Source organism: Bacillus cereus group sp. MYBK245-2 (genome assembly GCF_051916145.1).
Lineage (GTDB): Bacteria > Bacillota > Bacilli > Bacillales > Bacillaceae_G > Bacillus_A > Bacillus_A pacificus.
Genome location: NZ_JBQAGB010000002.1, coordinates 269,176 through 290,028, shown reverse-complemented (window position 1 = coordinate 290,028; position 20,853 = coordinate 269,176). Strand labels below are relative to the sequence as shown.

Below are 20,853 nucleotides of genomic sequence, written 5' to 3'. Positions count from 1 at the left end.
GTTGAGATAACTTCTTCAACTCCTATTACAAAATAAAAAATCACCTTCTACAACACGTAGAAGGTGATTTTTTATTTATGATGCTTCTTTTCCTTTTTCAGCATCATCAACATACCAAATAAATTTGCCTGTATATCCGTAAATAACTGCTAAAATTAACGATACGAAGCTTAACCACATAAACGGAACGTATGAGAACGTTGCTACACCTAAAATACCAGCCATAAAAATACCATTATCAGACCATGGAACCATACCTGAAGTTAACGTTCCACCTACTTCTGAGTTACGTGCTAATACACGTCGGTCTATTTTTAATTTATCATAGCTTTCTTCCATAATTTTCGGTGTTAAAATTAATGATACGTACATTGCACAACCAAATATATTCGCTAAGAATGCCACGATTAATGTAGACAATGTTACATTACCTGCAGAATTTAATTTCTTCTCAAATTTTGATACGATTACTTTTAAAACACCTAGTTTTTCAAGTAGTCCACCAAATCCTAAACCGAAAATAATAACGGCTACTGATCCAAGCATACCGTTAATTCCACCACGGTTTAATAACTTGTCCACAAATTCAACACCAGATTGAATTGAGAATCCATTATACGCTGTTCCAATGGCATCTCCAAAGTTCATTCCTTGGAAAAGAGTTGCCCAAATTGCACCAATTAAAGCTCCCATTGCAATTGTTGGCATAGACGGTCTCTTTAGTGCTAATAGAACAATAACAATGACCGCTGGAACAAGCATCCATATTTTAATATCAAATTGCTTTAATAAAGCTTCTTTTAAAAACTCTACTCGATTTAAATCTACGTTATCTCCGCCATACATCCAACCAGCTACAGTAAACATAATACTAGTAATAATGTAAGCCGGAACATCTAATACGAGCATAGCTCGAACGTGAGCAATAACATCTACTTTCGCCATAGAAGCTGCCAGAACAGTACTATCAGAAAGTGGTGATAATTTGTCGCCGAAATAAGCTCCTGAAAGAACTGCACCAGCAACAAGTGGAAGTGGTAAACCAAGCCCTTCACCAATCGCCATCATAGCAATACCTGCTGTTCCAACTGTTCCCCATGATGTTCCTGTCGCGATAGAAGTGATCGAACAAATAATTAATGTTGCTAATAGGAATATGCTAGGGTGAATAAATTCTAATCCATAATAGATTAATGTTGGTACAACGCCACCAGCAATCCATGTTCCAATTAAAGCACCTACTGCAACTAAAATCAGTATTGCTTCTAATCCGTTAGAAATCCCTTTCGTAATTGCATCTTGCAATTCTTGATAACGAAATCCTAATCTTAATCCAAGCGCAATTACTAAAAACCATGAAATAAATAGCGCTAATTGAATTGGGAGATCAAAAATCGTTTGGAAGGAAAAGACAACAGCAAGAAATAGTAATAAAAGAACTATGATTTCTAGCATCGATGGTAATCTTACACTTTTCATTTTTTTCTCTCCTTACAAGTCGATAACATGACGTGTGTCGTCTTACATGTATGTAATATACAATTAGCGAAGACAAAACAAAATTTTCATATTATTTCGATTTATTTTTCCAGTATAATATATTGGACACCTTTTCTATTGTAAAAGTAGATGCTACTTTTCGCAATGGAAAATATAAAAAATGTTACATTTTTTATATTTAACAATCAAAGAGTAACTTTTTTAATATTTGCCACCATCAAACTTTTTACTATTATCCTCACCGTTTAAAGGAATATCATTATTCCCCACACAAAAAAGCATGCATCATTCAAATGATGCATGCTCCACTTTTATTTATACATATTTTGTATTTCTTCTTTATTTTTAAGTATTTCCACAAACTTATCGCTACAACCTTTCGGAAATAATACGCCGAGTCCATATGAATGCTGGAACTGAAAATGAGGGTGCTTTGCTGTGACTTCATCCCAAAACTTATACACGCCGAAGTTTCGATCTTTCACCTCAATATCATGAAATAACACAATACCGTTATTCGCAAGTTTCGGTAACCATGTTTTATAATCATGAGAAACTGCTTCATACGTATGATAGCCATCAATATGCAACAAGTTTATCGTTCCATCTTGAAATTGATCAACGGCCTCATCGAAAGTAGAACGAATTAAATTACCTATATTGGGATAACTCGTATTTACGACTTTCTCTACGATTTGATAAACGCCTTCTCCATATGGACCTGTATGCTCATCTCCCGTCCAAGTATCTACAGCAAAACATTTTGTAGCCAATCCCCCATCCTTTACCCCTTGACAAAAACTGAAAAAAGAAGCTCCTAAATGTGTACCTAACTCGACTAATACTTCCGGCTTTTCAAACCTTACTAAATCATATGCAAAGTCTAAATGCCCAATCCACGCCGTATTTGCCCGAATAAAATGGTTATAGTTATCAAATTCAAATGTTGGTTTATAAGTAACCCAGCTCATCGCATATCTCCTTCTACCCATATTTTTAACAAACCAAATTACTCTTATCTTTATTTTTTTGTTACCGCAATTATGAGTCTATTTCATGAAAATATGAAGAATTAGTTCTTTTTCATTGTGGTAAACCATCGTATACATACGGATCTATAGGCGTATTGATTTTCTCTACTTTACTTACTTTTACAAGCGGAAATAGTGCTCCTTTATATGTCGTTTCGTCCAACAAACCTGTTATTTTCACCCATGTTTCCTGTGGGAGCTTTTTTACGTTTTCCCCTGCAACAATCATCCCCCAGACTGATGCATCCGCAATACAACAAGTTATGCCGTATCGCGCCACTACCGCTTTATCACCTGTCACATCCTTATCATTATATATAAACCCTGAGAATGTAATTTCCTTCCCTTTAAACCCTTTTACATCTTGACCAATTATACTCATTGTTTGAACATAATCCTTATCCTCTACTTGTATCTTTCGTTGTCCTAACATACTTTTTGCTAATTGTTCTTCCGCTTGATCAGTCACTTTTAAATTCGAAGTTTCATCTTGTTCTTTCCCATTAGAATTTGCCTGTATTCCCTCTTTTTCGTTCTTTTCCATACTTATCGCCTGTACACTTTGATTCATACCCCTTTTTCCTGCTAAACTTCCATCAATTGTTACACCTCCAAATAAAAAAGCACTAATAATTAGAACAACAAATAAAACATATACAAAATATCTTTTTAACCCTAACTTCAATTCCCTATGATGCACACAACAATTACAATCATCTTGTTCCTCTCTCTCATCTCCCCAAACTTGTAATGAACCAAGAAGTAAAATTACTACAAAAGCTATATACGTAAATTTAATCATTTTTGGAGCGATAAAATTATAAATATTCCCGGTTACAAATAGTTTAAATAAGAGCATTGCTAAACCAATTAAAATAATGCCACGAATATAGCGATGATAGGCCTTCTGTTCCTTTCCCTCCACGTTTCTCATCTCCTATAACGTTGTAATTTGCACGATTGTGTACACCGATAAAATAATAATTCCAATCAAAAAGAATACAAATCTCTTTTGAAAATATGCAAACAACATGAACGTATTTTTCATATCGAGCATAGGCCCAAACACAAGAAATGCGAGAAGTGCTTTTACAGAGAAAACATGTCCAAAAGATGCCGCTATAAACGAATCGGCCGCAGAGCAAATGGATAAAACATAACCAAATCCCATCATAATAATTGGGGCAATTACTTCGTTATGTGCTACTGCATCCAGTACATTCCGATCAAAAAATGTTTGAAATACACTTGCTAAAAAAGCACCAATCAGTAAATACTTACCAGTATCAAAAAACTCATCTACAGTGTGATTCATAACATCTTTCCAACTCTTTTTTTTGTTTTTTTGAACTGACACCTCTACGTCTTTTAAAACATTTCTTTCGCGATAGCGATAATACACAATTAAACCTATGAATAGAGCAACAAGAATTGTTACCCCAAAGCGTGCATATACAATGTAATCATTTTTTTGAAACGCATATACAGTAGATAAAAGAACAACTGGATTCATAATAGGTGCACTTAGTAAAATAACAATGCCCACATGAAGTGGTAACCCCTTTTGAATGAGCCTTCTTACAATTGGTATAATGACACATTCACACATTGGAAAAAGAATTCCAACAAATACTGCTGGAACCATTGCAACAATTGGAGATTTCGGCATTACTTTTTGAATCATATCTTCTGTCACAAACACTTGAATGAGAGAAGAAACAATTACCCCTAATAAAATAAATGGTATTGCTTCAAATATAATACTTAAAAACACCGTATTCACATTCAACCATTCTTTTGGCATACTTTTATGCAAATTTGCTAAACTTGTAAAATCTACAAAAAATAATAAAAAGAGAAACATAGCAATAAGAGCTATTCCTATTAATTCTTTTGAAACCCTATTAAAGACCATCCTTCTCGCCTCCATTTTACTTATATGTAAACAAGTGCTTGTCCAAAAGCTTCCTGCTACAGCACAAATTTTATAGTCTATTCCTATTCTTAAATCGTAACCATTATGATTTATTATTGATTTTTTCTTTTCCATCATTTAATATAAAACGTAATCATTACGATTTAAAGGAGAGAGTATTTCATGAAAAAAGTACCTATCACTGTATTGAGTGGTTTTTTAGGAGCTGGAAAAACCACCTTACTACATCATATTTTGACTAATAAGAACAACTTAAAAGTAGCTGTTATCGTTAATGATATGAGCGAAGTAAACATTGATGCATCCCTTATCAAAAAAGGTGGTTTTTCACGTACGGAGGAAAAACTAGTAGAAATTCAAAATGGCTGTATTTGTTGCACACTACGAGAGGATTTAATGATAGAAGTGAATCGGCTTGTAGAAAACGGTGATATTGACTATATAGTTATTGAATCTTCCGGTATAAGTGAGCCGATTCCAGTTGCCCAAACGTTTACGTATACAGACGATGTTCTGAACATTGACTTAACAAAAAATTGTCGCCTCGATACGATGGTTACTGTTGTAGATGCAAATAGATTTTGGGATGATTTTGCAGATGGTGAAAGTTTATTAGACCGTAAGCAGGCAATTGATGAAAACGATACTCGGGAAGTTATTGATTTATTAATAGATCAAATTGAGTTTGCAAATGTAATTCTCCTTAATAAGATAGACCTACTAGAAAAAGAAGATGTGAGAGAGCTCCATCATTTACTTAAGAAATTAAATCCTAGTGCAAAAATTATTGAAACTTCATTTAGCAACGTACCACTGCAAGAAATTTTGAATACAAACTTATTCAATTATGAGGAAGCGAGTCAATCGGCGGGTTGGATACAAGAATTAAATAGTGAACATCATACACCTGAAACTGAAGAATATGGCATCAATTCCTTTGTGTATCGCCGTAAATATCCTTTCCATCCTGAACGCCTTATGAATTGGCTAGAAAAATGGCCTGTGGATGTCGTAAGAGCAAAAGGCTTTTTCTGGCTCGCATCACGTAATAATATGATAGGGCTTCTATCTCAAGCGGGTTCCTCTATTACAATTCAAGGAGCCGGTGAATGGATAGCAGCATTACCTGAAACTGAAAGAAATCAAATTATTACAGAAGAACCCGAGGTATTGAAAAGCTGGAACGAGCGATATGGAGATCGAATAACCGAACTCGTATTTATCGGAATTGATATGAACCGTTCTTTAATTGAACAATCATTAGATGATTGTCTATTAACAGAAAAAGAAATGGCACAAAACTGGGATACATTCATTGATCCTATTCCAGCTTTTACTTACACTTCATAATTTAAAATAGAAAGGCTTCCGTAAACGAAAGCCTTTTTATTTTATCGTTCTCTTATTTAACAAACTTCTTTAATCTAAATAACAGCTTTACATCAAGTGAGAATTTTCAGTTTATTTTTTATTCATTTCGTGATATATTGCATATTGTATACGATATATTTTTTGAAAGGAGGAATCAATACATGATGAATCCAAATCGTTTAAAAGGAATCATTATGGTTGTAATTGGTGCTTGTTTATGGGGATTATCTGGAACAGCTGCACAACAACTTTTTCAATATGAACATGTTTCTACTGAATGGTTAGTTACAATTCGATTGCTTATATCGGGCGTTATATTGCTCATTATTTCATCATTCGGAACGAGAAAAAAAGAAATATTCAGCATATGGAAACAAAGATCTGATGCTACTAAAATGATATTGTTTGGCCTATTCGGTATGCTTGCTGTACAATACACGTACTTCGCTTCTATTAAAGAAGGAAATGCTGCCGTTGCAACATTATTGCAATATTTAGCTCCTATATTTATTACTGTATACTTACTTTTCAAATGGAACGTTCGTCCATCAAAAATTGATTTTATTTCAATTGTCCTTTCATTAGTAGGCACTTTCCTCTTACTAACAAACGGGTCTGTTCATAACTTAGCTGTTTCTACACCAGCTATCGTTTGGGGTATTTTATCTGGATTATCTCTTGCTTTTTATAGTTTATATTCAAAAGAATTACTAGATAGATGGTCTTCCTCAGTTATCGTTGGATGGGGCATGATTATTGGGGGTATTGGTGTAACGATTGTACACTTTATTACTACGAAAGAATTCATTTTATTGTCAACGATGAAATATGTAAAACTAAATACCTTACCGCTCATCACATTTGTCATCATTTTCGGGACACTCATCGCATTTTATTTATACTTAGACAGCATACGATACTTAACCCCGAAAGAAACGACATTATTCGGTTGTACAGAACCACTCGCAGCTATTATTTCTTCTGTACTTATATTACATGTACCATTTCAATCTTTTCAGTTATTAGGGGCCCTTTGTGTCATTGTAATGGTGCTTATCTTAAGCCAAAAACCGGATGAAGGGAAACCCGAATTAAAGCTTGTTCATGAGAAAAAGAAAAATATACAATGAAAGGATTAAATTCACTATGCCTATCCCTCAAAATAATAAAAAACTAGGAAGAGTTTCAGCAAAATCACTCGTTTTAAATCAACTACAAGATTGGATTATTGAAGGTGTACTGAAGCCCAATGAAAAAATTAATGATGGGGAACTGGCTGAAGCACTAGGAGTAAGCAGAACACCTGTAAGAGAAGCACTTCAAATATTAGAGCTTTCTGGATTAGTGGAAATGGTACCTGGACAAAAAACAAAAATTGCTCCTATTCAGTTAGACGACATTCCGATCATTTATGAGACGATGGCTGGTCTTCACTCTATTATAGGAAAACAAGCACTTCAAAATATTACAGACGCTGATTTGAAACTACTTTCTGAAATAAATGATGATTTTCAGTGCTCTATAGAGAAACAAAACACAAAACAAGCTTTACAACTAGATATACAATTTCACAATACCATTTCTTCTATTGCTAAAAATCAATATATTGAACCCTTTCTAGAAAATATGCAACTTCACGTCTTACGCCTTGAATATTTGTTTTTCCAAAACTTTGTTCCAGCAAGTCAATCTATTGAAGAACATCACTCTATCATTCAAGCATTACAGAAGCAGGATGAAAAACAAATGGAACAAATGATGACTCAAAACTGGCTCCGTCCAATGAAAGAAATACAAAAAATAATTTCTACGAAATAAAGTGAAACTTTAATCAGTGGGGGTTTTGTTGATCCCTCACCTAACTTCTTTCCTTCCGCTGAATTTTGAGGTGGGGGTCTTACTGCCCGGCAAATAGCGGGATAAAAAGAGAGCTGGCTACACAAAATCGTAACCAGCTCTCTTTTTACTAATATATATAGCTATGCCTGAATATCTGCATAATCTTCCATATCTTCGTACTCTTTTTCCAATTCCTCTAAAGACAGCTCGTATAATTGTCGGTCACGAATTTTAAACACACCTGCTCCAATTAACTCATCAATTAAATGCCTCTTACGATTTTCAACAGCAAAACGGAGTTGACTACTCATCTTTTAAAAAACTCCTTTCTACGATCATTGAAAATGACAATCTTTATCAATTACCACTTTTGATTATAAAAGATGACTCTTTATAAGTAAAGTAATTTCATGAAATATTTACCTTACAAAGTATTTGTGGCCACATTATATATATGTATGCCGCGCGAAAAATGTTATGACACTTTTTCTTATCCTTTTTCTTTCATACTTTGCAAGTTGTCTCACTATGATTAAATTCACCCTCTATTTCTACTTGAATGGTGACATGTTCTACATGAAATTTCTCTTTTAATACATCCGTAGCCTCTTTTAATACACTTTGTGTTTCATTTCCTTTAATAATTAAGTGGCAAGTTAATACTTGAAAATCCGATGTGACAGACCATATGTGCAAATCATGAACTTCTTTTACAACCAGAATATTTAATAATGTACTTTTTACCTCTTCCACATTTATGTGCTGTGGTGCACCTTCCATTAATATATGGACCGTATCACGTGTTACACGCCATCCACTAATAATGACTAAAATAGACACAAGAATACTAGCAATCGCATCTGCAGCAGTCCATCCAAAAAACTTAATAAGTAACGCAGCAATTATCGCTCCGACTGACCCTAATAGATCTCCTAATACGTGTAAGAAAGCACTTCTTAAATTTAAATTGCCCTTCACATCTCCGCCTCTCATTAATATCCAAGCTGACAAAATATTAATAAGCAGACCAAGTACAGCAATGATGAGCATCCCATTACTAGCAATCTCAACTGGCTCTTTAAAACGGCGAATTGCTTCAATAAAAATGTATATTGAAATGACAATAAGAACGACACCGTTACATAATGCCGCTAACATTTCGACTCGCTTATATCCATATGTTTTCGTAGTTGTTGCTGTTTTTTCTCCGAGCTTAAACGCAAGTAAACTTAAAGCTAAAGATACCGCATCACTTAGCATATGCCCCGCGTCAGATAGTAGTGCTAAACTATTTGTTACAAATCCCCCAATAACTTCAGCAATCATAAAACTTGTCGTTAATACGAAAGCAATTAGTAGTGCCTTTTTATTGTTAGAATGACCGTGATCATGTGAATGTCCCATACTTATACTCCTTTACGTACAATATCTATATGTTAGTATGAAACAAACTCCCCGTCTTTATCCCGCTTCCTCTGTATACACACTTCGCTACATTTCAAACAAGTCCTTTTTCTCAATAAAAAATAAGACTACTTCTTTTTCAGATTCATATTGTTTACTAATGAAAGAATTTTTAAGGAGGTTACGAAAATGAAACGTTTATTTCTCTGTATGGAACGTGAACTTGTTGTAGTGAAAGAACGATACGGTAACTATGAAGCAGCGTATCACTTACAAAATATGCAACCTACCTGTATCGCTGTTGATCCATTTCAAAAGAATCGTGTATATTGCGGCACTTTTGGACGAGGTCTCTGGTTAAGTGACGATAGCGGAGATTCATGGAGACCAATTGGAGATTCTTATCGTTACTTTGATTTCCCAAAAGAAGATGGTATTTTACATTCTTCGATCACTTCCATTACGATAAGCCCGAATGAACAAGTTAACGGCTATGGCGTCGTTTATGTCGGCACAGAACCGAGCGCTTTATTCCGTTCAGAAAATGGTGGTGAAACGTGGACGGAACTGAAAAATATGAAATCATTATTATCTTCTTATACGTGGGCTTTCCCGCCCAGACCTTTTACCCATCATGTCCGCTGGATTACAGTTGACCCAAATAATCCAAATACAATCCATGTTTCAATTGAAGCTGGTGCTGTTATTCAAAGTAACGATAAAGGACATACATGGATGGATAAAAAATTCGGTGCTCCTATCGATGCTCATCAATTACTTATGCACCCTGAAGCTCCAAATCGCCTTTATGCATCATGTGGTGACGGGTTTATGGGCGGACCTGATCGCGCATATCTTGAAAGTTATAACAGTGGAAACAGCTGGATTTCATGTAGTGACGGACTTGAACATCATTATTTATATAGCATGGCTATCGATCCAGCTGATTGTAATACAATTCTCGTTTCTGCCGCACCGAGTGCAGATCTCGCTCATCACCGTATTCCTTATGAATCTTATATTTATCGTAAAACGAAAGACACTCCGTTCCAGCAAGTACAGCAAGGACTACCATCTGCAATTGGTACAGTCATTTCGATGTTTGCGACAAACGAAGCCGAACCACATACATTTTACACTTTAAATAACAATGGCGTGTTTCAATCCAATGATAGCGGCGAATCGTGGGAACAACTAAATATTCCTTGGAAAGAGGAATATAAAACGCAGCATCCGCATGCACTACTTGTCACTAGTTCTTAACGAAAAAAAGACTGCCTAATAGTTTTAGGCAGTCTCTCTTCTATTTCTTTAAATCAATTACGATATCATCTAGAACAATATCTTTGCTCTTCGCTTCTTTTTTTGGTACTTCAATCTTCTTCTCGATTCCATTCACATACTCTACTCCACCATGATTTTCAGATGTATGCACTCGCAAGTGTACACGAGGTGTAACGATAAGCTTTGTTGCATTTTCGTTTAACTTTTGGAATGTGGAACTCCAATGGATATTGTAAGGATCGTTGCCACTTCCCCCATTTCCTTCACCCGAATAAATATTCCCTAAATCATCCTTAACCGTCAATTCAACATCTACACTATCCCATTCTTTCCTCGCGCCCTTAGAAACCTCTTGATTGTAATAAAGAATAAATGAAACTGGCGATATTGCGACCTTTTCCATATTTGCTTTTATACCTTCTTTTTCCGAACTCCCACCAATTGTTCTCTCTTTACTATCCACTGATTTTACAGTTAACGCGAAATTCCAATTACCTTGTATTGATTTTTTCCTATCTGGCATCTCTATTCCCTCTATATTCCATCTAAAGTTTACTTTGTCCTTTTGATTACTATCATGGTGCGTCGTTGTTACCATACCTACATACTTTTTTTCAGTAACTTTAGTCATTTTTCCACTTCCTGAACTACCATGAGCGTCCATTATATCCAATCCGCCTAATATGATAGGATCATCTCCTAAGTCTTGCTCACTTTCCAGTGAATACGTTATAGATAATGTTCTGCCATCAGAAATTACATCATTAATGGTAACCTTAACCCCATTACTCTCTCGCGTCATATTCAGCTCAGTCGAAAACTCTTTATAATTTTCATATACCCCTGTTCTACCATTATCTAAAAATCGGAATATGTCACCTACTATTGGTAATCCCCCGGCATATGTAGGAAAACCGATACCAAGAGTTGCGACCGATAATCCTACTAAAATTGATGCAGCAGCAACGCCTTTTTTCCAACTTTTCATCTTTTTCTTTGTTCGTATCGATTGTTTTACATTACGCTTCACTTTTTCTTTTTCAATTTCAGAAGCCTCAATTTCCTCAAGTTCTTTTTCATCTATATCAATATCATTTAATAGTTCATAAATGTCTTTCATATTACACTACCTCCAAAACTAATATTCGTAGCATTTTGTTGTAGTTTCTTTTTTCCACGATACACACGATTATCTATCGCTGCCCGAGTTAACCCTAACTTGTCTCCTATTTCTTCTGTCTTCATACCAAGAAGATATTTCATAATGAACACCTTTTGATCTAACGGTTCTAATTGATTAATAAGCTTCAATAACTCTTCCCTATCTTCCATAACGATTAATTCATCTTCTGCTGACTTTTCCGTACTAATATGAAACTCATCCGAAATAATCTCTACTTTTTTAGTTGCCTTCCGGTAATAATCAATCGCCTTAAATTTCGCAATTGCCGCAATCCATTTTTTAAAATCATTTGGTTCTCCATGAAATTTATTTGCGTTATTCCATATGGAAAGAAATATATCGTTTACACATTCCTCTATGAGTCCATCATTTTGAACCGGAAGAAGAACTTTGTGGGTTATTCCTTTTATGAGCGGTAAGTATGTATCGACAACAAATTCTAGCGCATCTTCTTTTTGTCGCTGTAATCTTTTTATATAATTTTTCTCATTTGATTTCATGTAGCGATTCCCCTTATTTTTTTGTAAAAGCTTTTACACCCTATATAACGTCTAAAAAAATATTTTCTCTCATCTTTTTATTATTTTTTATATGTAATGGAATACTTTCCCTTAGCCATTGTCTCACATAACTATGCATCCAAAGAAAATTTTCTCAAGTCTGTAATTTGATTCATGTAGTACACTATTTATATAGTCATTCTTTAACTTAGTGTACATTTTATTTCGTTAACCTACTATTTAAAATTAGGAGATGAGATGTGTATGTGTGGAATTACAGGTTGGGTAAATTGGAAAGAAGACCTTTCAAATCAACATGTTATTTTAAAAAAGATGGCAAATAGTATTCAGCATCGCGGTCCGGATGCTGAAGGGTTTTGGTTTTCACCTCGTGCGGCCTTTGCACACCGTCGGTTAATCGTAATTGATCCAGAAGGCGGAACGCAACCGAAGACATTTCGTACTGGTGATTATACGTATGCTCTTACGTATAATGGAGAAATTTATAATTTCCGTGAGCTGAGAGAACAACTAAGGAAATGTGGTCATACATTTGAAACGCATTCAGATACAGAAGTATTACTACATGCTTATTTAGAATGGAAAGAAGACTGCGTGCAACATTTAAACGGCATTTTCGCTTTCGCCTTATGGGATGATCAGAAGCAACAACTGTTTTTAGCACGTGATCATTTAGGCGTAAAACCGCTCTTTTATACAGAAAGAAATGACAGTATTATTTTTGGATCTGAAATAAAAGCATTATTAGCTCATCCATCTGTTCCTGCTGAAATTGATGCGAATGGCATAAATGAAATATTTGGATTAGGGTTGTTTCGAACTCCAGGATGTGGCGTCTTTAAACATATTCAAGAAGTACGTGCCGGACATTCTATAACATTTACACGTGATAAAAAAGTAGTTACGAAGTATTGGAATTTAGAAAGTAAGGTCCATACAGATTCTATAGAAGATACATCATCACATATTTTATCTATTTTACAAGATACAGTAAAAAGACAATTAATTGCCGATGTTCCTCTCGTTTGCATGTTATCAGGAGGATTAGATTCTAGCGGTATTACTGCACTAGCAGGAAAAGAATTTGCTGCTGAAAATAAAACACTTCATACGTATTCCGTTGACTTTGTAAATAGCGCAAAAGATTTCGAGCTGACATTTGCTCGCACTGGTTTAGACGCTCCTTGGGTAAAACGCGTTTCTGAACATGTAGGGACATCTCATCATGATATTATTGTGAATGCTGAAGAATTAGCTAATCACTTATTCGTTCCCCTCCGTGCAAAAGATTTACCGAGTGCTGGCGAAATGGAAACTTCACTATATTTACTATTTTGCGAAATGAAAAAAGATGCGACCGTAGCTTTATCCGGCGAATCTGCTGATGAAGTATTCGGTGGATACCCTTGGTTTCATCAAGAAGAATTACTATATGTCGATAAGTTTCCTTGGCTAACAAATTGGAAGAATACATCTCCTCTTCTACTACATGAAATAAGTAACCAATGTAATCTAGAAAACTATATTGATACACGATTCCAAGAAGCGATACTTGAAGTACCTACTCTTGAAGGTGAAAGTAAAAAATCCGCGAAACAACGTCAAATGTTTTATTTATTTTTAACGAGATTTCTTCCGTTCTTACTTGACCGTAAAGACCGTATGAGTATGGCTGTAGGATTTGAAGTTCGTGTACCGTTTTGCGATTATAGATTAGTTGAATATTTATGGAACGTTCCTTTCAACATAAAAAGCATTGATAATATTGAAAAAGGCATTTTACGTAGAGCACTGAAACCTGCTTTACCTGACGATGTACGTAATAGAAGAAAAAGTGCTTATCCAACTTCACAAGACCCACATTATTTACAAACAATCCGGAATGTAACACTTGAAATGTGTAGTAATAAAAACAACCCTATTTTCTCACTTATTAATCATTCCACATTACTTGCCATTGCCGATGGAAGTAATAAAGAAATTAACAATTTCGAAGCAAGAAGTGCTATGGAATACATGCTACAAGTTAACGAATGGTTAAAAACGTATCACATCCATATTGCTTAACAAAAAGGAGCTCAAGGATAAAAACCTTGAACTCCTTTTATATTAATTGGCACATCGTTTATTTTCAGTGTCAATGGACCATCCAATAATTGTGGCGCAATCTCTACCTTTCCACTGCAGTACATTTGTTAATACTGGTTCAATCTGTAAGCAACTTCCGTCGTGCAATATTTCTACTAAAGATTGATCATCATCAAACCTTCGTTTATCACACTCTAAAATACCGTCCGTTGCCATTACAATGTGATTCATTCCTTTTTCTAATCCTCTTACACCTGACGTAAAGCAAGGTGTATTTGCTGCAAAAATATTTTTCCTACCGATATATTCGTAATTCTTCCGCTTATTTAATCGCCCTTTTCCATTTTTCGTTTTCTCAGAATGGAATAAATATGCGAAACAATTACCAACTGATAACCAATATAAAAATTCACCTTTTCGCAAACATATTAAACATGCGAGTTCCTCATCATCTTGATCACATTTTTCAATAAACAGCTCATCTGTAAATAAAGCTAACAAATACATATGTGTATGATGAAAAGCTAAATGTATTGGGTAGGAAAATAACTCTTTTAGTTTCTCTTTTCTTTCCGAAATTGCTTCTACTATATAATCTATATTTTTTGTTTTGTGATGTGTATCAAAAATCATAACAAATTCAAATTGTAATTCAGGATCCCACCAAGCAAGCACCGCATCTCCTCGTTCATATGCATCACTCTCTTGATTCCCCCCATATACGCCGACTGAAAGAGGACCACATTTTTCAACATGTATTTCATCTACATACATCTGTTCATGACTCATCCATTTGAATGTATTCACAGCTATCATCCTCTCTCTTGCTAAATGTATACCTTTACACATAGATTACCTTATATTTCAATAAAAATAAACTTTTTCAACATTTTTTATCCAAATAAAAGGATTTTATTTCTACACTAACGAATATATCTTAATATACGATATAAAAACAGGAGGATTTATTATTATGAAAGACATCAATCAGCATTGGGAGAACATTTATTATCACTTACGATATGAATATGAAGACAATCTTTCTCACCAAGCTATTCGTATTTTACAAATCGTTTCTCGTGAGAAAGAAATAACAATTGGAAAAGTCGCTACTGAGCTTACTCTCTCTCATAACACAGCATCTGAACACGTAAAGCGCCTTATTCAAAAAGGATTTATCATGAAAGAAAGAAACAAACAAGATGAAAGAGTTGTGAACCTTACTTTAACGAAAGAAGGCATTGAAGTATTAGAAAAGCATACTTTACTAGATAAAGAAAAGATAAAAATATTAGAATCACAGTTATCAAAAGAAGAACAACAATTAATTGAAAAAGCTTTTTCATTATTAGCGAAGGAGGCAAAGTATGCATTTCCTCGTTAAAGTAATCGTTTCTGCACTTATTATCGGCGTTATTACCGAAGTCGCTAAACATTACAGTACAATTGGCGGCTTTATTGCTGCCCTTCCTCTCGTAAGTTTACTGAGCCTATTTTGGATTTCTTTCGAAGGCGGGAATAAACAAGAATTAAGTCAATTTGCTTTAGGTGTATTATATGGATTTCCTGCATCCGCACTACTATTATTTATCGTTTATATCGGTTTAAAAAACTCATTTGCACTTAGTACATCTGTCCTATTCGGTATAGGTGTCTGGTGTATTGTTTTCGCTTGTCAAAAATTACTTCAATCTTAGTTAGGAGGGTTTACTATTTATAAATTTGTAGAGGTATTGGGGCAAACTATAGAAGTATATATGAAAGGAAGTAGTAAACAAACTGTAGTCATTCAAACCGGAATGACTTGCTCATTTTATGATTGGCTTCCTATTATAGAAAAGCTTTCACAGCACTTTACAGTCGTTTCCTACCATCGCCCAGGTTACGGAAAAAGTGAACTAAGGAATCATTCACGTACTACATTACAAACAACAAAAGAACTTCATATGTTACTACAAAAACTAGATATTCACGAACCAATCATTCTAATCGGTCATTCCTATGGAGGTTTATGTGCACAACATTTTGCGATGTTATATGAAAATAAGCTACAATCACTTATTTTAGTTGATTCTACTTCTATGAACTTACACAGATTAGATGAACTTCATTTACCAATTTCTGATCAGACTGATTCGGATGATATGTGGCTTCAAAAATATAATACCTACTCCAAAATGGATGTAGACATGCTTTCTAATGAACTAAAGACTATGCTAGCCGATCAATCAAGACAGCAAATTGAATTTTCTACCTCTCCTACATTATATAAAGCGACAGCTTCTGAACTATCGGAGTGGAAAAATTGTGCTCGCTCAATAAAAGAACTCTATAAAACATTAGAAGTACCTTTAATCGTTATCGGTAGACACCCTCAATATTCTATTACTCAGTTGACTGAGGGCGGCATGCAAAAAGAGGAAGCGACACAACTTGAAGCAATGTGGCAAGAACTGATTCATGAACAATTACAACTCTCAATAAACAGCCAATATATACTTGCTGAACATGCTGGTCACGGAATAGAAAATGACCGACCAGATATTATCATTGAAGCTGTTCACTCCCTAAAAATAAAAAAAGGAAGCAACTAAAGCTGCTTCCTTACTTATCTATTCGTAATCTTCTTCATCATCGATTTCTTCGTAATACGAATTCCCATTACTTACATATATAGGACCATTCGCAACGTCAATACGTAATACCCATGCCCATGGCACAGCTAAACGCTTATGTATTGCTCGCCAAAAGCTCATTGATTTTCTTTCGTACTCCTGGAACTCCTGAAGTAACTCTTTGTAGGAGGAACCGTCTAACTGAATATTTGTTTCTAACAAACGAGAATGGGCATAGTACTGCAGCTCTAGCTCAGCAGCAATTTCCATTTCTTCTTCCGTTGCCATACCTATAATTGTTCCATCTGCTGGTGCAATTTCATATACGTTGTGAACTTCAATAAGCCCTTCTTTCTCTTTCTCAAACATGTAAACAGCCTCCTTTAACATATATTTTTTATGTTACAAAGTCATACTTCTACAATAACATCTCTCTTTCCTCTTTTTTTGATAAACTTTTACAAATTATTTATCTGATGACCCGTATTCTCTATCCTTTCGGAAGAAACTAAATCTTCATTATGAAAATTCAACTTAAATATATCAGGCATACGAATTGTTTTCCAAAATCGAAAATCATATTTTGAATCAAAATAATTCATGAGTAATACCATAATATTCCCATGAGTTCCTATTACAATATTCTTATCTTTATATTTTTTTAATATATTTTGCATACATATTACAGCACGCCTTTGCGCTACATCATTCGATTCTCCGCCTTCGTGTGCAAAATCCCAATCTTCCCACACCTTTTGGACTGCATCATTAAAATCTGTTACTGACTCTGAACTTAATAACCTTTCTCGTAAATCTTCTTCTATTTGTATCGATACATCATATGTATTCGCAATTCCTTGTACAGTTTGAATTGCTCTTTTGTACGGGCTAGAAATCACTACATCAATATGTCTATCTTTTAATAAGTGTGTTACATTCTCTGCATCCAATTGTCCTTTTTCAGATAAAGGTCGCTCCCGTTCTTCTTTTGTATAGGTAGAATGGGCATGGCGAACGAAATATATTGTTGTCATTTATTCATCTCCTTTTTCCGTTTCTACCCAAATTCAATACATTATTATCAAATCCCTTTACCTTTATAATAAGTGCTGTCAATTTTAAATGTTGATTTTCATATTAATAAAAGGGAAACACCCCATATGGTGTTTCCCTCATTTAAAATAGACTACATTCAATTAAATACTTTATCGATTTTATTTCGATTGTAATCTAATATCCAATCATTATATGTATGATACATATCCCTAATTGTATTAGGAGAGGTAGCTAATACATCACAACCTCTATCATCATAAATGTGAAATATAGTATTCTTGTTAACATTTATGAAATACACCATATGAAAAATACGCGGTTTGATTCCCATATCTTGATTACAAATTGCTTTTAGCATAGGAATGTATTTCAAGTCTGAAACTTTACATTTCAAAGTAAATCTATGTGTTTTATACAATCCATCTTCATCATCTTCTGGAAAAACATAAGGGATTGTATTTTTCTGTAACTTAAACAAATCAGACTTCTCTTTTACATACTTAGAAAAGATATTCAATTTGTGTTTGAAAGTTTCACCGTCTGCAAAATCATTTACATCCACTACAATATAAATATCGTCTGTTTTGGAATGTAAAGACTGAAATAAAGTAATGGCTCTATTATAAACGCCTTCTAAATATGGACAGTTTTCATAAATATTAGTGCAATCATAGTTCACACCTAATTTAAAGCGAATACCAATATCCCCATTATAAAATAGAGGTGGTCTAAGTTCTAAATTTGGAAACGTTTCAAGCATATACTCCCTCAACCTCATCTCAACACCTACCTTTAATAGCATCTTGTTTACATAATAAAATTATTCTATTATAATTTTTTTCTAAATTTCTCACTTGTTATAATGTCTCGAATAAAATAATCTATATTATTTCGCAGCTTTTGATATGCAACTTGATCTTCTATATCGTTAAACATAATGACAACTTCTACTTTATTCCCTTTCTTATCTGTAGTATACAAGCTTTTTGTCAATACGAATGCGGTAGAACCACCTTTTTGACCAGCATATTCGAACTTACTATTTTTAACTGTTCCTTGGAAAATGTTCTCGATTTCTTCTTGCATTGATTTTGGAAAATACTTTCTACTATTTATCTTTTCCATTATACTCATATAATCTTTAGCGTTTGCACCCACTAATCGATCTGACCAAATACGTTGGAATTCCATATCTACTTTTAATGGAATATCCCGTTTTTTCCATTCTTCTTCATCTTTCATCCATTCCTGTATTTGTAACACATGTTTATTATATTCATCTTTTGACATGTTACGTAACGTTTTTAATGACTGATTTTCTGGCACATGAAGTTCTTTTTCTACGTATCCTCTCATATATAGTGCAGCCGTATAAGAAGTAAACTTATCATGACTAGTAAGCTCTAACTCTTTTATGCTTTCATTTACTCTTTCTATTCCAAGCTTTTCTAACAAATATGTCGTATTTGCATTAGAACTATAATGAATCATACCTTTAGCGACTTCTTCTAAAGCGATTTGTCCATTTTTCACTAACTTTCTAGCTTCAGCGTCTTCTAACCAGTCAGGATGCGCTCCACCATCAGTGTTTTTAACGTAATATTTTTCTAGCTCCTGTAATGAAATTTGTTCATCTCGGCTTATCTTTCCTTCTGACACTTGCTTAGCAAATTCAACTGCTATTACGATTTTTGCCATACTCGCTAATGGTAATTTTACATTTTCATTTATAGATGTTACTACTTCTCCATTTCTTTTAATAAATAATGAACATGTTTCATCTTCTTTATGTTCTTTTATGTACTGTAATACATAATCAGGATCTTCTTTTGACAAATAGTAATTCATAATAACAAAGAAAGCTATAACAGCTACTATAATGACTCCTGCAACAATTCCTATAATTTTTAATATGTTCACAATATACCCCCTCTCATATATTCCCTTCTATATTATAATTATAACGAATCTAATTACAAAATTATACAAAATAGAATAACTCTTCCTAAAAAGAAAGAGTTATTCTATTTCACATGAAGTTATTTGCCCATTTAACGTAACGACTATATTTGAGTCGCCACTTTCTTTAACACCTTTTATTCGATTTAAGTTAGGGGGACCAATTACAACTGACTCCTTAATTGGCGAAAGGTCTTTCCCTAATTTTTCCGCACTTACACCGTATGCAGCTTGAAATGCTTCTGGCGGTGTTAATCTAAGTATGTCTGATCCTTCTGCTGTTTCAAACTGATCATTATTGAAGAACAAATGTAATTGTACTTCTTCTGTTACCGCTGTGATCCAATGCCACCATCCCATTGGAATAAAGACAGTTTGCCCCGCTTTCATATGATAATTTTGCAATTGATTCGTTTCCGGATTTAAAATGGATGTAACTGCTTCTCCTGATACTACAACATCTAACTCCCACGCATTCGGATGCCAATGTGGTTCCCGCATATGCCCTTTCGTCATAAATAAATCAACAAACGCTCCTCCTATCATGGCTGGTAACTGCGTTGACGTAACTTCATATGCAACGTTTTTCTCATCCCTTTTAAAAAAGATATTTTTTCTCGAATCAAAGAAAAGGTTTGGAGTTCCTGAGCTCTTCTTTAAATTTTTATTATCTGGAACATAACCTGAACTACTCATTTTATCCCTCTTTTCCACTCCGAACATTTCCATCTTCACACTGTATCGTATGGAAAAAATGTATGAATGTGCCTAATCATTCACATAACAAAAAAACATGCCTTCATAAGGAGAGCATGCTTTGTGATATTTTTCACATTATTTAGCTAAAAATAAACTTTTTACTTACCATGATGTAACATTAAATCACTAAGTTCTTCTTCAATGTGATTTAATTTCGCAACGCCTTCTTTCCATTTGTGAATGTAACGTGAAACCCCAACGAAAAATAAAACGATAATTGTGGAAAGAATAATACCATACACGATTGTTACAGTACTCATAGTTACACTTCCTTATAATTAGTAATGTGGTTATTAGTTATATTTTT

Annotated in this window: 23 protein-coding genes; 8 read left to right on the top strand and 15 right to left on the bottom strand. The window is 34.2% G+C overall.

What is annotated here, in order from left to right; genetic code table 11:
- Window positions 1-75: 75 nt before the first annotated feature.
- From nhaC to ACTFRN_RS06355, 4 genes are all read right to left on the bottom strand, one after another.
- Window positions 76-1,479, bottom strand: a complete 1,404-nt coding sequence (gene nhaC / locus ACTFRN_RS06370; protein WP_000843989.1) for a Na+/H+ antiporter NhaC — start codon at window positions 1,477-1,479, stop codon at window positions 76-78.
- Between the two features lie 332 nt (window positions 1,480-1,811).
- The gene (locus ACTFRN_RS06365) at window positions 1,812-2,471 is read right to left on the bottom strand and encodes a class I SAM-dependent methyltransferase (RefSeq protein WP_014893867.1); all 660 of its coding nucleotides are present in this window, start codon (window positions 2,469-2,471) and stop codon (window positions 1,812-1,814) included.
- A 112-nt stretch (window positions 2,472-2,583) separates the two neighbouring features.
- A complete protein-coding gene (locus ACTFRN_RS06360) occupies window positions 2,584-3,456 on the bottom strand; it encodes a TIGR03943 family putative permease subunit (RefSeq protein WP_014893868.1) in 873 nt (290 codons plus the stop codon).
- Between the two features lie 12 nt (window positions 3,457-3,468).
- Window positions 3,469-4,446 carry a permease gene (locus ACTFRN_RS06355; protein ID WP_000231711.1) on the bottom strand — a complete coding sequence of 326 codons (978 nt, stop codon included), beginning with the start codon at window positions 4,444-4,446 and terminating at the stop codon, window positions 3,469-3,471.
- Between the two features lie 183 nt (window positions 4,447-4,629).
- Here ACTFRN_RS06355 and ACTFRN_RS06350 point away from each other — a divergent pair, with 183 nt between their 5' ends.
- From ACTFRN_RS06350 to ACTFRN_RS06340, 3 genes are all read left to right on the top strand, one after another.
- Window positions 4,630-5,817: a GTP-binding protein gene (locus ACTFRN_RS06350; RefSeq protein ID WP_000757655.1), complete on the top strand. Its 1,188-nt coding sequence runs from the start codon at window positions 4,630-4,632 to the stop codon at window positions 5,815-5,817.
- Between the two features lie 182 nt (window positions 5,818-5,999).
- Entirely contained in the window at window positions 6,000-6,968 is a 969-nt protein-coding gene (locus ACTFRN_RS06345) for a DMT family transporter (RefSeq protein WP_000981813.1), read from the top strand.
- A gap of 16 nt (window positions 6,969-6,984) precedes the next feature.
- The gene (locus ACTFRN_RS06340; protein WP_014893869.1) at window positions 6,985-7,656 is read left to right on the top strand and encodes a GntR family transcriptional regulator; all 672 of its coding nucleotides are present in this window, start codon (window positions 6,985-6,987) and stop codon (window positions 7,654-7,656) included.
- A 161-nt stretch (window positions 7,657-7,817) separates the two neighbouring features.
- Here the strand turns inward: ACTFRN_RS06340 and fbpA are convergent, their stop codons facing one another.
- Both fbpA and ACTFRN_RS06330 read right to left on the bottom strand, forming a co-directional pair.
- Entirely contained in the window at window positions 7,818-7,988 is a 171-nt protein-coding gene (fbpA, locus tag ACTFRN_RS06335; protein WP_000098301.1) for a Fur-regulated basic protein FbpA, read from the bottom strand.
- 193 nt (window positions 7,989-8,181) lie between these two features.
- Complete coding sequence (locus tag ACTFRN_RS06330; RefSeq protein WP_088106594.1) at window positions 8,182-9,081, bottom strand: cation diffusion facilitator family transporter; 900 nt, start codon at window positions 9,079-9,081, stop codon at window positions 8,182-8,184.
- Window positions 9,082-9,270: 189 nt separating this feature from the next.
- Between ACTFRN_RS06330 and ACTFRN_RS06325 the strand changes: the two genes are divergently transcribed.
- Window positions 9,271-10,344: a WD40/YVTN/BNR-like repeat-containing protein gene (locus ACTFRN_RS06325; RefSeq protein ID WP_088106593.1), complete on the top strand. Its 1,074-nt coding sequence runs from the start codon at window positions 9,271-9,273 to the stop codon at window positions 10,342-10,344.
- 40 nt (window positions 10,345-10,384) lie between these two features.
- Here ACTFRN_RS06325 and ACTFRN_RS06320 read toward each other — a convergent pair whose 3' ends face one another.
- Window positions 10,385-11,485, bottom strand: a complete 1,101-nt coding sequence (locus tag ACTFRN_RS06320; RefSeq protein ID WP_049113222.1) for a DUF4179 domain-containing protein — start codon at window positions 11,483-11,485, stop codon at window positions 10,385-10,387.
- On the bottom strand, window positions 11,482-12,048 hold the full coding sequence (locus ACTFRN_RS06315) for a sigma-70 family RNA polymerase sigma factor (RefSeq protein WP_000840043.1): 567 nt from the start codon (window positions 12,046-12,048) through the stop codon (window positions 11,482-11,484). Before ACTFRN_RS06315 ends, ACTFRN_RS06320 begins: the two co-directional genes overlap by 4 nt.
- A gap of 264 nt (window positions 12,049-12,312) precedes the next feature.
- Between ACTFRN_RS06315 and asnB the strand changes: the two genes are divergently transcribed.
- Window positions 12,313-14,136 (top strand): asparagine synthase (glutamine-hydrolyzing), encoded by a 1,824-nt coding sequence (gene asnB, locus ACTFRN_RS06310; protein WP_088106592.1) that lies wholly within the window; start codon window positions 12,313-12,315, stop codon window positions 14,134-14,136.
- A gap of 42 nt (window positions 14,137-14,178) precedes the next feature.
- On the opposite strand, the gene ACTFRN_RS06305 is transcribed toward asnB, so the two are convergent.
- Entirely contained in the window at window positions 14,179-15,006 is an 828-nt protein-coding gene (locus ACTFRN_RS06305; RefSeq protein ID WP_002036130.1) for a protein phosphatase 2C domain-containing protein, read from the bottom strand.
- Window positions 15,007-15,130: 124 nt separating this feature from the next.
- On the opposite strand from ACTFRN_RS06305, the gene ACTFRN_RS06300 reads away from it, so the two are divergent.
- The 3 genes from ACTFRN_RS06300 to ACTFRN_RS06290 are packed head-to-tail and all read left to right on the top strand — an operon-like array spanning window position 15,131 to window position 16,751.
- Window positions 15,131-15,541 carry a MarR family winged helix-turn-helix transcriptional regulator gene (locus ACTFRN_RS06300; RefSeq protein WP_000651918.1) on the top strand — a complete coding sequence of 137 codons (411 nt, stop codon included), beginning with the start codon at window positions 15,131-15,133 and terminating at the stop codon, window positions 15,539-15,541.
- Window positions 15,525-15,854, top strand: coding sequence for a DUF3147 family protein (locus tag ACTFRN_RS06295; RefSeq protein ID WP_000545637.1), 330 nt, complete (start codon window positions 15,525-15,527; stop codon window positions 15,852-15,854). Before ACTFRN_RS06300 ends, ACTFRN_RS06295 begins: the two co-directional genes overlap by 17 nt.
- Window positions 15,855-15,914: 60 nt before the next feature.
- Entirely contained in the window at window positions 15,915-16,751 is an 837-nt protein-coding gene (locus ACTFRN_RS06290; protein WP_370530086.1) for an alpha/beta hydrolase, read from the top strand.
- 18 nt (window positions 16,752-16,769) lie between these two features.
- On the opposite strand, the gene ACTFRN_RS06285 is transcribed toward ACTFRN_RS06290, so the two are convergent.
- The 6 genes from ACTFRN_RS06285 to ACTFRN_RS06260 all read right to left on the bottom strand — a co-directional run bounded on the left by ACTFRN_RS06285 (window position 16,770) and on the right by ACTFRN_RS06260 (window position 20,806).
- Window positions 16,770-17,141 (bottom strand): hypothetical protein, encoded by a 372-nt coding sequence (locus ACTFRN_RS06285; protein ID WP_000461771.1) that lies wholly within the window; start codon window positions 17,139-17,141, stop codon window positions 16,770-16,772.
- 89 nt (window positions 17,142-17,230) lie between these two features.
- Window positions 17,231-17,806 (bottom strand): histidine phosphatase family protein, encoded by a 576-nt coding sequence (locus ACTFRN_RS06280; RefSeq protein WP_000208296.1) that lies wholly within the window; start codon window positions 17,804-17,806, stop codon window positions 17,231-17,233.
- A gap of 158 nt (window positions 17,807-17,964) precedes the next feature.
- Window positions 17,965-18,606, bottom strand: coding sequence for a DUF3885 domain-containing protein (locus ACTFRN_RS06275; protein ID WP_088106591.1), 642 nt, complete (start codon window positions 18,604-18,606; stop codon window positions 17,965-17,967).
- Between the two features lie 50 nt (window positions 18,607-18,656).
- Window positions 18,657-19,748 carry a serine hydrolase gene (locus ACTFRN_RS06270; RefSeq protein ID WP_001023329.1) on the bottom strand — a complete coding sequence of 364 codons (1,092 nt, stop codon included), beginning with the start codon at window positions 19,746-19,748 and terminating at the stop codon, window positions 18,657-18,659.
- A 99-nt stretch (window positions 19,749-19,847) separates the two neighbouring features.
- Complete coding sequence (locus ACTFRN_RS06265) at window positions 19,848-20,483, bottom strand: cupin domain-containing protein (RefSeq protein ID WP_074568181.1); 636 nt, start codon at window positions 20,481-20,483, stop codon at window positions 19,848-19,850.
- A 161-nt stretch (window positions 20,484-20,644) separates the two neighbouring features.
- Window positions 20,645-20,806, bottom strand: coding sequence for a hypothetical protein (locus tag ACTFRN_RS06260; protein ID WP_000109006.1), 162 nt, complete (start codon window positions 20,804-20,806; stop codon window positions 20,645-20,647).
- Between the last annotated feature and the right edge of the window lie 47 nt (window positions 20,807-20,853).